Raw genomic sequence first — 12,827 nt, 5'->3', positions numbered from 1 at the left:
ATCAACAATCAAACTGGCTGTCATCGGCGGCGACGGCATCGGCCCCGAGGTCATCGCCGAAGCACTCAAGGTCCTCGACGCAGTGCTCCCCGGCGTGGAGCGCAGCGAATACGACCTGGGCGCCCGCCGCTACCACGCGACCGGTGAACTGCTCACCGAGCAGACCATCGAAGAGCTCCGCGGCTACGACGCCATCCTGCTCGGCGCGATCGGTGATCCGTCGGTGCCCAGCGGGGTCCTCGAGCGCGGGCTGCTGCTGAAACTGCGGTTCGCGCTGGATCACCACGTGAACCTGCGCCCGGGCCGGCTCTACCCGGGCGTGGCGAGCCCGCTGTCCGGGGTGTCCGGCATCGACTTCGTCGTCGTGCGCGAGGGCACCGAGGGCCCCTACACCGGCAATGGCGGCGCCCTGCGCATCGGCACCCCGCACGAGGTCGCCACCGAGGTCAGCGTCAACACCGCGTTCGGCGTCGAGCGGGTGGTGCGAGATGCGTTCGCCCGGGCGCAGTCCCGGCGCAAGCATCTGACGCTGGTGCACAAGACGAATGTGTTGACGTTCGCGGGCAATCTGTGGTCCCGGGTGGTCGCTGAGGTGGGCGCGGAGTACCCCGACGTCGAGGTGGCGTATCAGCACGTCGACGCCGCGATGATCCACCTGGTCACCGATCCGGGCCGCTTCGACGTGATCGTCACCGACAACCTGTTCGGCGACATCGTCACCGACCTCGCCGCCGCAGTATGCGGTGGGATCGGGCTGGCCGCCAGCGGCAACATCGACGCGACGCGCACCAACCCGTCGATGTTCGAGCCGGTGCACGGCAGCGCACCCGACATCGCCGGACAGGGCATCGCGGATCCCACCGCGGCTGTCATGTCAGTGGCGTTGCTGCTCAACCACATCGGCGAGACCGACGCTGCGGCGCGGGTTGACCGGGCGGTCGAGGCGCACCTGGCGAGTCGACCCGCCGAACCCCTGTCGACGAGTGCGGTCGGTGACCGGATCGTCGGTCTGCTGTAGGTGACGCTGGCACGGCAGTGCTGGCTGTTCGTGATCGGCTCCTCGCTGTTCGCGGTCGCCACGGTGCCGGGGTTCGCCCATCTCGCCGGGGCAGGTGCGGCCAACGCGCTGTGCTTCGCGGGCTCGTTCTTCTTCACCAGCGCGGCGTGGATTCAGCTGAACCGTGCGCGCTCGCAGACGGCGATGGACTGGTATTGCGCGGCAACGCAATTCGCCGGGACGCTGCTGTTCAACGTGAGCACCGGGGCCGCGGTGTGGGCGCACGCGGTCACCGAGGAGCGACGGCTGGTGTGGGCGCCCGACGCCACCGGCTCCGTGGCGTTCCTCGTCAGCGGGGTCCTCGGCATCGTGGCGGTTTCCGCCGCGGTCGGCGCGCTCGCGCCCGCATCCCGGGACTGGCAGGCTCAGTGGGTCAACATGATCGGCTGCGTGGCGTTCGGGATCTCGGCTCTGGGCGCGTTCGTGCGCAGCTCCGGGGTGACCGAGGATGCGCTGCTGGCCAATCTCGGCACCTTCATCGGGGCGCTGTGCTTCCTGGCGGCGGCGCTGCTGGTGCTGCCGAGCCGGCGCTGAAGAACCCGCCGCGGTCGATCGCCGTCCTACCCTCTTTGAGCACGAGCAGGATGTTGTCGGGTTCGCCGAGCGCATCGATGTCGTCGAGGGGGTTGCCGCGCACCACAACCAGGTCGGCCAGCTTGTCGGCTTCGACCGTGCCCAATGTCTCCGCCAGTCCGCACAATTCGGCCGACGTCTGCGTGCCCGCGACGATCGCCTGCAGCGGGGTGAGGCCGCCGAAGCGCACCAGCAGACCGAGCTCCTTGAGGTTGGTGCCGTGGGCCGGGCTCAGTCCGGCGTCGGTGCCGACGGCGATCTTCACCCCGGCCGCGACCGAGGCGCCGATCGATTCGTGCGCCACCGTGTGCCAGTGGGCGCTCTTGGCCCGGCCCGCCGGTGACGACGTCACCTCCGCCATCGTCTCCAGCAGGGTGGGAACGAGGTACATGTCGCGCTCGACCATGGTGCGGCGCAGTGCATCGTCGAGTTGGTAGCCGTGCTCGATGCTGGTGACGCCCGCCTCAACAGCGGCCTGGATGCCGGCGTAGCCGATGGCGTGGGCGGCCACCCGCTTGTGGCCGTAGGCCGCGGCCTCTTCCACCACCGCGGCGATGAGTTCGCGCCGCATTCCGAGCCATTCGGGTTGGTCGCTGGGGGAGGACACCCCTCCGCTGGAGGCCACCTTGATGACGTCGGCGCCCGCGGCGATGAGTTCGCGGGTACGCCGTCGCGCGTCGTCGACGGTGTCGACCAGAGAGCCGCCGATCATCGGCGTCAGGTCGATCCCGGACGGCAGATGGAAGTCGGCGTGACCGCACGTCTGGCTCATCATGTTGATCGCCACCAACAGACGCGGACCGTCGATGAGGCCGTGGGCGACCGCGTCCCGGACTCCGGCGTCGATACCCATCAGATCGCGAGCGGTGGTGACACCGTTGTGCAGCGTCACCCGCAGTCGGTCGATCAACTGAAAGTACTGGTACGACGGCGGATTCAGCGCCCGGTCGAGAGGGGTGGCGCCGGCGCCCGGGAGGCTGAAGTGCACGTGGACGTCGAAGAAGCCCGGGCAGACGGTGTTCCCACCGAGATCGATCCGGGTGGCGTCGGTGGCGGGCGCCTGCGACTCCTTCCCGGCCCATCGGATTCGGCCGTCCTCGACGAGCACGGCCGCGTCGGGCACCGGGGCGGCGCCTGTTCCGTCGATCAGGGTGGCGTGGTGGAGCAGTAGAGACGTCATCGCGGACAACCTAACGCGTCAGTTCTTTTGGTGAACCGATTCCACCGTGTAGAGGTGCGGATCGAAACCCTCCGCCCGTCGGCTGCGCGGCCCATGTGCTCACGGGCGACGGAAGCCGGGTGAATCAGTGCCGTCCGGGTGGGGCGTGCACGGGCACGATCGGCAGCGCCAACAACGGCAGTACCGCCAGCGCTGCGAACGCCGCGGGATACCCGATGACGCCGATCAGGCCGCCGAAGATCGGCGCGGAGGCCGCCGAGGCCAGGTGCTGGCTGGTGTTCTGCGCGCCCAGCGCCCGGCCACTCCAGAACGGCCCGGCGATCTCCGCTATCGCGGTGAACGCCAAACCGTTGTCCGACACCGTGATCACCGAGGCGACCACCATCAGCGCGACGCTGAGCGGCGAACCCAGCGCATCGGTCAGCGCCACCAGCGCCAGCGCCGCTGCGGCCGCACATGCGATCCAGCGGACGGGGCGCAACCGGTCGCCCACCAGGTCGGACAGGTAGCCCGCACCGATCCGGCCGCCGGCGCCGAGAACCTGGGCCACGGTCACCAGTGCGCCCGCCGACACCGCGGACCACCCGCGTTCGGCCATCAGCCACACCAGGGTGAACGTCCACACCACCGCCTGGGGCACCACGAGCAACACCGACACGGCATGGATTCGCCACAGCACCGCCGCGCCGCGGTACGGGTTGGCCAGATCCTCGGCCGGAGCGGCCGCGCGCGGCGGGCGTGGTGGATCGAGCACGCCGACGAGGCACAGCAGCGCCGCTGCTGCGCACACGATCGCGGGGAACAGCAGCGCCGCGGCGACACCCTGGCTTTCCGCGACCCGGGGAATCACCAAGGCGCCCAACCCGACTCCGAGGGGTATCGAGGCCTGCCGGATACCCATCACCAGCCCGCGCTGTTGCGGTGGGAACCAGCCGACCACCAGTCGGCCGCTGGCCGAATTGCTTCCGGCGGCGGCCATACCGCCAAGGAAGAGCAGCGCGCCGACCGCGGGAAGGGAGTCCACCGCTGCGGCGGCGAACGCGGCCGCTCCCGTGAGCGCCGAGCTGACCGTCAGCACGAGGCGCTCGCCGAACCGGTCGACCATGTACCCCCAGGCAATGAGCGTCACCACCATGCCGAAGCTCGGCATCGCGGACATCAGGCCGGCCAGCGCCAGATCGAGACCGCGTTCGCTGTGCAGGGTGGGGATGAGGAACGCGGCGCCGTAGATGAAGACGTTGGCGCACATCGTGGCCGTGACGCCCAATACCAACATCGACCAGCGGCGCACCGTACCGATCACCGGTGTGGTCATGGCCTCCATGGTGACATGACCGTCCCAGATCGTTGAATATCTGTCTCACATTGTGGAAGTGATTGTCCCGACCCGTACGGTGTGGGCGTGACGTGGAGATCTGTTGCCGCAGTAGCGCTACTGATGTGCGGTCTGACCGCGACGACGCCGGCGGCACCCGCGTCGGCCGTCGCCACCCCGGACTGGTCGGGACTGGACGCACGCGACTATGCCGGTGAGATCCCCGCGCCCGGGGCCCTGATCCGCGACGTTCCGCTGGCGCCGCAGCTGTCGGTCGCCGGGGCGGGCGCGGCCTACCGCATCCTCTACGCCACCCGCGATCAGCACGACGCACCCGCGGTGAGCACCGCGGCCGTGTTCGTCCCCCGTGGCGTCGCGCCTGCCGGCGGATGGCCGACGGTGGCGTGGGCGCACGGCACGGTCGGGCTCGGGGACGACTGCACGCCGTCGGCGCAGCCGCGCAGCGCCAGAGACAACGACTATCTGACGCACTGGCTCGACGAGGGCTACGTCGTCGTCGCCTCCGACTACACCGGGCTGGGCACACCCGGGTTGATGAGCTACCTCAACACCGTCGCCGCGGCGCGGTCCGTCGCCGACTCCGTCGTGGCCGCACACCACCTGCCGGTCCCGCTGTCGCCGCGGTGGGCGGTGATCGGGCAGTCCCAGGGCGGGGCCGCGGCGGTGGGCACCGCCCGCTACGCCGACGAGTTCACCCGGGGCACCGGCCTGGACTACCGCGGAGTCGTCGCCACCGGTACCCCGGCGGGGATCGAGAACGTGGTCGGCCAGGCCGGACCGGACATGGCACTGCCGCCGCAGCTGGGACCCGTCGCCAACAGCTACGCCGCCTACATCCTGGCCGGCTTCCGCGAGGCCCGGCCCGACCTCGACGTCAACAGCGTGCTCAGCCCCCTCGGACTCGCGGCCGCCGCCAAGGCCGAGACGCTGTGCCTGGCCGAGCTCGGCGCCGAGCTCGAAGGTGCCACCCCTGCGCAGTTCTTCTCCGCGCCGCTGCAATCCGTTCCCGGGGTGTCCGAGGCGCTGGCGGCCTACATGGGCGTGCCGGTCGACGGCTACGACCGGCCGATCTTCCTCGGGGTGGGCCTGCGCGACCGGGACGTGCCGCCGAATTCGTCGTTGACCCTCGCCGACCAGCTGCGCGACCACGGTCAGGACGTCACGCTGCGCGTCTACCCCGAGCAAGACCACAGCGGTACGGTGCCGGCGTCGCTGCCCGACTCCACCCCGTTCCTGCGGCCGGCGCTCGGTGGGGGCGCATCCGGCTGACACTAGGCTGGCGGCTATGCGCCTTGGTCGAATAGCCAGCCCCGACGGGGTCGCCTTCGTCAGTATCGAGGGAGAGTCCACCGACGCGGTGGCACGGGAGATCGCCGAACATCCCTTCGGCAACCCCACGTTCACCGGCAGATCGTGGCCGCTGGCCGACGTGCGACTGCTCGCGCCGATCCTGGCCAGCAAGGTCGTCTGCATGGGCAAGAACTACGCCGCCCACATCGAGGAGATGGGCGGTGGGCACTTCCCGGACCCGATCATCTTCCTCAAACCCAACACGGCGATCATCGGGCCCAACGTCCCGATCCAGCTGCCTGCCGACGCGAATCCAGTGCACTTCGAAGGGGAACTCGCCGCGGTGATCGGGCGTCCCTGCAAGGACGTGCCCGCGGCGCGTGCGGCCGAGAACATCCTCGGCTACACGATCGCCAACGATGTCTCCGCGCGCGATCAGCAGCAGAAGGACGGCCAGTGGATGCGCGCCAAGGGCCACGACACGTTCTGCCCGGTCGGGCCGTGGATCGTCACCGACATCGACGCCGCCGATCTGGAACTGCGCACCGAGGTCAACGGTGAGGTCAAACAACGCAGCCGGACGTCGTTGATGATGCACGACATCGGCGAGATCGTGGAGTGGATCTCGGCGGTGATGACCCTGCTGCCGGGGGATCTGATCCTCACCGGAACGCCGGAGGGCGTCGGCCCGCTCGAACACGGCGACACCGTCAGCATCTCCATCGACGGCATCGGCACTTTGACCAATCCCGTTGTGCGCAAAGGAAGATCATGACCGTACGCGTCCGGTTCTGCCCCTCGCCGACCGGTATCCCGCACGTCGGCCTGATCCGCACGGCGCTGTTCAACTGGGCCTACGCCCGGCACACCGGCGGTCAGTTCGTCTTCCGGCTCGAAGACACCGACGCCCAACGCGACAGCGAGGAGAGCTATCTCGCGATCCTCGACGCGCTGTCCTGGCTCGGCCTGGACTACGACGAAGGACCTGACATCGGCGGGCCGTACGCGCCCTACCGGCAGTCCGAGCGACGTGAGATCTACCGCGACGTGGTGGCACGACTGGTCGATGCGGGCGAGGCCTACGAAGCCTTCAGCACCCCCGAAGAGGTCGAGGCGCGCCACCTCGCCGCCGGCCGCAACCCCAAGCTGGGCTACGACAATTTCGACCGCGACCTCACCGAGGAGCAGCGCGCGGCGCTGCGGGCGGAGGGCCGCAGTCCGGTGATCCGGCTGCGCATGCCCGACAAGGACATCACCTGGCCGGATCTGGTGCGGGGGGAGACCACGTTCGCGGCCGGTTCGGTGCCCGATTTCGCGCTCACCCGCGCCAGCGGCGACCCGCTCTACACGTTGGTCAACCCGGTCGACGACGCGCTGATGCGGATCACCCATGTGCTGCGCGGCGAGGACATCCTCCCGTCGACGCCGCGTCAGATCGCGCTCTACGAGGCACTGACACGGATCGGCGTCGCTGAGGGAGTGCCCCGATTCGCGCACCTGCCAAGCGTTCTGGGTGAGGGCAACAAGAAGCTGTCCAAACGTGATCCGCAGTCGAACCTGTTCCTGCACCGGGAGCGCGGCTTCATCCCGGAAGGATTGTTGAACTACCTGGCCCTGCTGGGCTGGGGTATCGCCGACGACCACGATCTGTTCAGCATCGACGAGATGGTGGCCGCGTTCGACGTCGCCGACGTCAACTCCAATCCCGCGCGCTTCGACCAGAAGAAGGCCGATGCGATCAACGCCGAGCACATCCGGCTGCTCAGTCCGGAAGACTTCACCGCGCGGCTGCGCGCCTTCTTCGTCGAGCACGGTCATGACACCGGGCTCGACGACGCACAGTTCGCGGAGGCGGCCGAACTGGTGCAGACCCGCATCGTGGTGCTGAGCGACGCGTGGGGGCTGCTGAAGTTCTTCGACGAAGCCGAATTCGCCCTCGACGAGAAGTCCGCCGCCAAGGAACTCAAAGCCGATGCGGTGCCGGTGCTCGACGCCGCCGTCGCCGCACTCGACGGCACAGCGGACTGGACGACGCAGCACATCGAGGCCGCACTGAAGGCCGCCCTGCTCGACGGTCTGGAACTCAAACCGCGCAAGGCCTTCGGACCGCTGCGGGTGGCGGCGACCGGAGCCACGGTCAGCCCGCCCCTGTTCGAGTCGCTCGCACTGCTGGGCCGGGAGCGCAGCCTGCAGCGGCTGCGGGCCGGGCGCGAGTACGCGGCGGCGCAGAGCACCGCGGGGTGACCCCTGGAATTCGCCGCCGAAATCTTTGGTAGTCTTGCCGTCGGCCCGACAACGACAGGCGGCGACGCAACTCCTCGCCTGGAGGGGCCGAAAATGTCCGTGACCAGCGGTGATGGACAACCCTTGGGGTATGGTGTAATTGGCAACACAGCGGTTTCTGGTACCGCCATTCTAGGTTCGAGTCCTGGTACCCCAGCCAATCGGAGCGATTAGGTCGGCGCCATCAGCTGAGCTATGCTGTTTCTCCGGATTGAGTTCTAGCCCCCGTCGTCTAGCGGCCTAGGACGCCGCCCTCTCACGGCGGTAGCGTGGGTTCGAATCCCATCGGGGGTACCAGATCACGAACGACGCCCGCCTCCTCGAGGCGGGCGTTTCTCGTATCTGGAGACCGGTCGCCGGCGGGGGCTACAGCCGGCGGGTGAGCGCATCCGCGGCGGCAAGTAGATCGGTCGCCCACCGCACGCCGGGACGCCGACCCATCCGGTCGATCGGACCCGAGACCGAGATCGCGGCGACCACCGCGCCCGTACCGTCGCGCACGGGCGCCGAGACGCTCGCCACACCGGGCTCCCGCTCGGCTGCGCTCTGCGCCCAACCGCGCCTGCGCACCTCCGCGAGCGTGCGGTCGGTGAACGTCGCCGACGGCAGCACCGCCTGCTGGGTGGCGGTGTCGGCGTGGGCCAGCAGCACCTTGGCGCCCGACCCGGCCGTCATCGGCAGGCGGGTGCCGACGGGAACCGTATCCCGCAGTCCCGCGGGCGGTTCCAGGGCCGCGACACAGACCCGCGTGGTGCCCTCGCGGCGGTAGAGCTGCACGCTCTCACCGGTGATCTCGCGCAGCCGCGGCAGGACCACCGCACCCGCGGCGAGCAGGGGATCGTTGACCTTGCCGGCCAGTTCGGTCAGCGCGGGCCCGAGCCGCCAGCGCCCGTCCGCGTCCCGGGCCAGTAGCCGGTGGACCTCCAGGCCCGCGGCCAGCCGGTGGGCGGTCGCCCGCGGAAGTCCCGTGCGTTCGCACAGTTCGGCGAGTGCACACGGAGACTCCGCCACCGTGTGAAGTACGCCCACCGCTTTGTCCAGCACGCCGATCCCGCTATCCTGTCCCACAGGGAGATACTAACGTCCCGAAATGTGAGATGGCCAGTGTGACGACGCAGGCCGCGGAGAAGGAATCGAGAAGGTAATGGCACAGCCCGCCAAACCCCGGACCCTGGCAGAGAAGGTGTGGAACGACCACGTCGTCGCCCTCGGCGGCGGCGAGGGCGCGGCGCGCGAACCGGACCTGATCTACATCGACCTGCACCTCGTCCACGAGGTGACCAGCCCGCAGGCCTTCGACGGGCTCCGCCTGGCCGGACGCCCGGTGCACCGGCCGGACCTGACCATCGCCACCGAGGACCACAACGTGCCGACGATGGACATCGACAAGCCGATCGCGGATCCGGTGTCGCGCACCCAGGTCGAGACGCTGCGCCGCAACTGCGCCGAGTTCGGAATCCGGCTGCACCCGATGGGCGATGCCGAGCAGGGCATCGTGCACATCATCGGCCCGCAGCTGGGGTTGACCCAGCCCGGAATGACGGTGGTGTGTGGTGACAGCCACACGTCCACCCACGGCGCGTTCGGTGCGCTCGCCATGGGCATCGGCACCTCGGAGGTCGAGCACGTCCTGGCGACGCAGACACTTCCGCTCCGGCCGTTCAAGACCATGGCGGTCAATGTCGACGGCGAACTGCCTCCCGGCGTCAGCGCCAAGGACATCATTTTGGCGGTGATCGCCAAGATCGGCACCGGCGGAGGACAGGGATTCGTCATCGAATACCGGGGCAGCGCCATCGAATCGCTGTCCATGGAGGGCCGGATGACGATCTGCAACATGAGCATCGAGGCCGGCGCCCGCGCCGGCATGGTCGCCCCCGACGAGACGACGTTCGAGTTCCTGCGGGGCCGGCCCCACGCGCCCCAGGGTGCCGACTGGGATGCCGCGGTGGCCGCATGGCGCGAGTTACGGACCGATCCCGGTGCGGAATTCGACTCCGAGGTCTACCTCGACGCCGCCACGCTGAGCCCGTTCGTCACCTGGGGCACCAATCCGGGTCAGGGTGTGCCGCTGTCCGCCGCGGTGCCCGACCCCGAGTTGATGGTCGACGAGGGTGAGCGTCAGGCCGCCGAAAAGGCGTTGACCTACATGGACCTTCGGGCCGGTACGGCGATGAAGGACATCCCCGTGGACACGGTCTTCGTCGGCTCGTGCACCAACGGCCGGATCGAGGATCTCCGGGTGGTCGCTGACATCCTGCGCGGCCGATCAGTCGCCGACGGCCTGCGGATGCTCGTAGTGCCCGGATCGATGCGGGTGCGGCAACAGGCCGAAAGTGAAGGCCTGGGCGACATCTTCACCGCCGCAGGCGCAGAGTGGCGGCAGGCCGGCTGCTCGATGTGTCTGGGCATGAACCCCGACCAGCTCTCGCCCGGACAGCGCTGCGCATCGACGTCGAACCGCAATTTCGAAGGACGCCAGGGCAAGGGCGGCCGGACCCACCTGGTCTCGCCCGCGGTGGCCGCGGCCACCGCCGTGCGCGGCACCCTGTCCTCACCCGCCGACCTGGCCCCCGTGCCCGCGCGCTAAGGAGAAGCAGCGATGGAAGCCTTCCGTACCCACACCGGCATCGGTGTGCCCCTGCGCCGCAGCAATGTGGACACCGACCAGATCATCCCGGCGGTCTACCTGAAGCGCGTAACCCGAACGGGTTTCGAGGACGGGCTGTTCGCCGCCTGGCGCAACGATCCGTCGTTCATCCTCAACCAACCGCCGTTCGACAAGGGCTCGGTTCTCGTGGCGGGCCCCGACTTCGGCACCGGATCGTCCCGCGAGCATGCGGTGTGGGCGCTGATGGACTACGGATTCCGGGTCGTCATCTCGTCCCGGTTCGCCGATATTTTCCGCGGCAACGCGGGTAAGTCGGGACTGCTGGCCGCCGAAGTCGCCCAGGATGACGTGGAACTGCTGTGGAAGCTGATCGAGCAGAACCCGGGCCTGGAAATCACTGTCAGTCTGGACGATCGCACAATCACCGCGGGAACGGTCGTGGTGCCCTTCAAGATTGACGATTACACGGCGTGGCGGCTGCGCGAAGGGCTCGACGATATAGGCCTTACGCTGCGGAAACGCGATGAGATCGAGGCCTACGAACAGCGCAGGCCGAGCTGGAAACCGCGCACTCTGCCGGCCTGAGCACGGCCCGCGGCGCCGCGAAATCGCCGCCTCCACACCCCTTTCCCGGCCGGTTCACAGGAGTCCAAGTGGGCCAAGCGGATTGCTGATTTGTTCGCTGGGACAGGGCGAAAATGCGCGTGGCTCTTGGAAATCAGTGGTCAGAGGGTTTACCGTGTCCACTAGTCGGTCCAAGGAGGACCACTGGTTCGGAAGGTTTTTGCATGAACAAAGCGGAGCTTATCGACGCACTGACAACCAAACTGGGCACCGACCGTCGGCAAGCAACCGCCGCGGTGGAGAACGTCGTGGACACGATCGTGCGTGCGGTGCACAAGGGCGAGAGCGTGACCATCACGGGCTTCGGCGTTTTCGAGCAGCGCCGCCGCGCCGCCAGGGTCGCCCGCAACCCGCGCACCGGTGAGACGGTCAAGGTGAAACCCACCTCTGTCCCGGCGTTCCGGCCCGGCGCACAGTTCAAGGCGATCGTCGCCGGCTCGCAGAAGCTCTCGGCCGAGGGCCCGGCGGTGAAGCGCGGAGTCGCGGCGGCACCGGCCAAGCGCGCGGCGAAGAAGTCGGCGCCGGCCAAGAAGACGGCCGCGAAGAAGACCACCGCTGCGGCGAAGAAGACGGCGCCGGCCAAGAAGGCCGCCACCAAGTCGACGGCCACCAAGTCGACGGCGACCAAGGCGCCGGCCAAGAAGGCGGCCGCCAAGAAGACCACCACGGCCGCCAAGAAGTCGACGCCGGCGAAGAAGACCACCGCCGCGGCGAAGAAGACGGCGCCGGCCAAGAAGTCGGCCACCAAGGCGCCCGCCAAGAAAGCGCCGGCCAAGAAGACCACCGCCAGCGCCGCGAAGAAGACCGCGAGCAAGGCACCGGCCAAGAAGGCTCCGGCCAAGAAGGGTCGCAAGTAGTTCCAACTCGAAAACCGCCGCGGGTCGACCGACCCGCGGCGGTTTTCGTGTGTCTACGGGCTACTGCACCGCCAGTGGGCTCGCCAGATGGTCGGCGGCGATCAACCGGCCACCGGCCAGCGACAGCACCCAGGTCGAACCCTTGCGGTTGCGGGACTTGTCCGGCCGGACGCCGTCGCGGTCACACCACCAGGCGATCAGGTCGGGGATCACCTTGCCCTGTGAGCAGATGACGGGTGTGTCGTCGGAATCGGCCGCCTCGGCGACGATCTGCAGCAGCCGTTTCCGCGCCGCCTTCTTGTCGTCGGCGTAGGCCTCCTCGGTGAGGTCCGGTTCCAGATGCACGGTGGCGCCGAGTTCCTCGGCCAGCGGTTCGATGGTCTGCACGCACCGGGTGCGGTCGGCCGCGTAGAGTCGGTCGCCGCCGAACGCCAGCAGCTGACCCACCAGGGATTCGGCCTGAGCGCGGCCGTTGCGGTCGAGCGGCCGTTTGCGGTCGTCGCCGTGATAGCGGGATTTGCTGCCCGCGGTCGCGTGCCGGACCACCAGCACCGTCTGCGTGTCGGCCGGGGCTTTGGCGAATCGCCGCAGCACCTTTCGGTCGTGCGGATAACCCACCCGCTTCATCGCCGCGGGAACCGGCAGCCACAGCAGTTCGTCGACCTCCTCGTTGGGTGTGAACTCCCCGTCGAGTGCGCGCGCCGACCAGTACTTGACCTTCTTCTGCAGTCCGTCGCCGAGTGGATAGCTCACCGACGGCAGCCGTCGCCCCAACGCGGAGGAGTATCCGGTCTCCTCGTGGATCTCGCGCACCGCGGTCACCGGTTCGGTCTCGCCCGGATCCACCTTGCCCTTGGGCAACGACCAGTCGTCATAGCGCGGACGGTGGATGACGGCCACCTCGACGCCGTCAGGGCCGGTCCGCCACAGCACCGCACCCGCTGCCCGCACGGTCTCACCCTGCGACGCCGGACTGTCTTTGGACACCTCAACTCCTGCTGACGAACGGAACCCCG

The 12,827-nt window shown here is 68.9% G+C and carries 12 protein-coding genes and 2 tRNA genes; 10 read left to right on the top strand and 4 right to left on the bottom strand.

Going from position 1 to position 12,827, the window contains the following annotated elements:
• The first annotated feature begins 7 nt into the window (after positions 1-7).
• Together A5757_RS03155 and A5757_RS03150 are read left to right on the top strand one after the other, a co-directional pair.
• A complete protein-coding gene (locus A5757_RS03155; protein WP_066828710.1) occupies positions 8-1,018 on the top strand; it encodes a 3-isopropylmalate dehydrogenase in 1,011 nt (336 codons plus the stop codon).
• A complete protein-coding gene (locus A5757_RS03150; RefSeq protein WP_066828547.1) occupies positions 1,019-1,591 on the top strand; it encodes a hypothetical protein in 573 nt (190 codons plus the stop codon). It abuts the gene before it with no gap.
• Here A5757_RS03150 and A5757_RS03145 read toward each other — a convergent pair.
• Entirely contained in the window at positions 1,533-2,810 is a 1,278-nt protein-coding gene (locus A5757_RS03145) for an amidohydrolase family protein (RefSeq protein WP_066828545.1), read from the bottom strand. The genes A5757_RS03150 and A5757_RS03145 overlap by 59 nt on opposite strands.
• A gap of 124 nt (positions 2,811-2,934) precedes the next feature.
• A complete protein-coding gene (locus A5757_RS03140) occupies positions 2,935-4,125 on the bottom strand; it encodes an MFS transporter (protein ID WP_066828709.1) in 1,191 nt (396 codons plus the stop codon).
• A gap of 123 nt (positions 4,126-4,248) precedes the next feature.
• Between A5757_RS03140 and A5757_RS03135 the strand changes: the two genes are divergently transcribed.
• The 5 genes from A5757_RS03135 to A5757_RS03115 all read left to right on the top strand — a co-directional run bounded on the left by A5757_RS03135 (position 4,249) and on the right by A5757_RS03115 (position 8,016).
• The gene (locus A5757_RS03135) at positions 4,249-5,415 is read left to right on the top strand and encodes a S9 family peptidase (protein WP_066828543.1); all 1,167 of its coding nucleotides are present in this window, start codon (positions 4,249-4,251) and stop codon (positions 5,413-5,415) included.
• A gap of 16 nt (positions 5,416-5,431) precedes the next feature.
• Entirely contained in the window at positions 5,432-6,211 is a 780-nt protein-coding gene (locus A5757_RS03130; protein WP_066828542.1) for a fumarylacetoacetate hydrolase family protein, read from the top strand.
• Positions 6,208-7,680 (top strand): glutamate--tRNA ligase, encoded by a 1,473-nt coding sequence (gene gltX, locus A5757_RS03125; RefSeq protein WP_066828541.1) that lies wholly within the window; start codon positions 6,208-6,210, stop codon positions 7,678-7,680. The genes A5757_RS03130 and gltX overlap by 4 nt, the downstream gene beginning before the upstream one ends.
• 124 nt (positions 7,681-7,804) lie before the next feature.
• Positions 7,805-7,879, top strand: a tRNA-Gln gene (locus A5757_RS03120).
• A gap of 61 nt (positions 7,880-7,940) precedes the next feature.
• Positions 7,941-8,016, top strand: a tRNA-Glu gene (locus tag A5757_RS03115).
• A gap of 69 nt (positions 8,017-8,085) precedes the next feature.
• Here the strand turns inward: A5757_RS03115 and A5757_RS03110 are convergent.
• A complete protein-coding gene (locus tag A5757_RS03110; protein WP_066828540.1) occupies positions 8,086-8,787 on the bottom strand; it encodes an IclR family transcriptional regulator in 702 nt (233 codons plus the stop codon).
• Between the two features lie 76 nt (positions 8,788-8,863).
• Here A5757_RS03110 and leuC point away from each other — a divergent pair, with 76 nt between their 5' ends.
• The 3 genes from leuC (at position 8,864) to A5757_RS03095 (ending at position 11,811) form a co-directional block, all read left to right on the top strand.
• On the top strand, positions 8,864-10,309 hold the full coding sequence (leuC, locus tag A5757_RS03105; protein WP_066828539.1) for a 3-isopropylmalate dehydratase large subunit: 1,446 nt from the start codon (positions 8,864-8,866) through the stop codon (positions 10,307-10,309).
• Between the two features lie 12 nt (positions 10,310-10,321).
• Complete coding sequence (gene leuD, locus A5757_RS03100; protein WP_066828538.1) at positions 10,322-10,915, top strand: 3-isopropylmalate dehydratase small subunit; 594 nt, start codon at positions 10,322-10,324, stop codon at positions 10,913-10,915.
• Between the two features lie 203 nt (positions 10,916-11,118).
• Entirely contained in the window at positions 11,119-11,811 is a 693-nt protein-coding gene (locus A5757_RS03095) for an HU family DNA-binding protein (protein WP_066828537.1), read from the top strand.
• 60 nt (positions 11,812-11,871) lie between these two features.
• Here A5757_RS03095 and A5757_RS03090 read toward each other — a convergent pair whose 3' ends face one another.
• Entirely contained in the window at positions 11,872-12,798 is a 927-nt protein-coding gene (locus A5757_RS03090; protein ID WP_066828536.1) for an NUDIX hydrolase, read from the bottom strand.
• Positions 12,799-12,827: the final 29 nt, after the last annotated feature.

The sequence above is a fragment of the Mycobacterium sp. 852013-51886_SCH5428379 genome, from assembly GCF_001665575.1.
Taxonomy (GTDB): domain Bacteria; phylum Actinomycetota; class Actinomycetes; order Mycobacteriales; family Mycobacteriaceae; genus Mycobacterium.
This window is presented reverse-complemented; position numbering and strand designations above follow the sequence as displayed.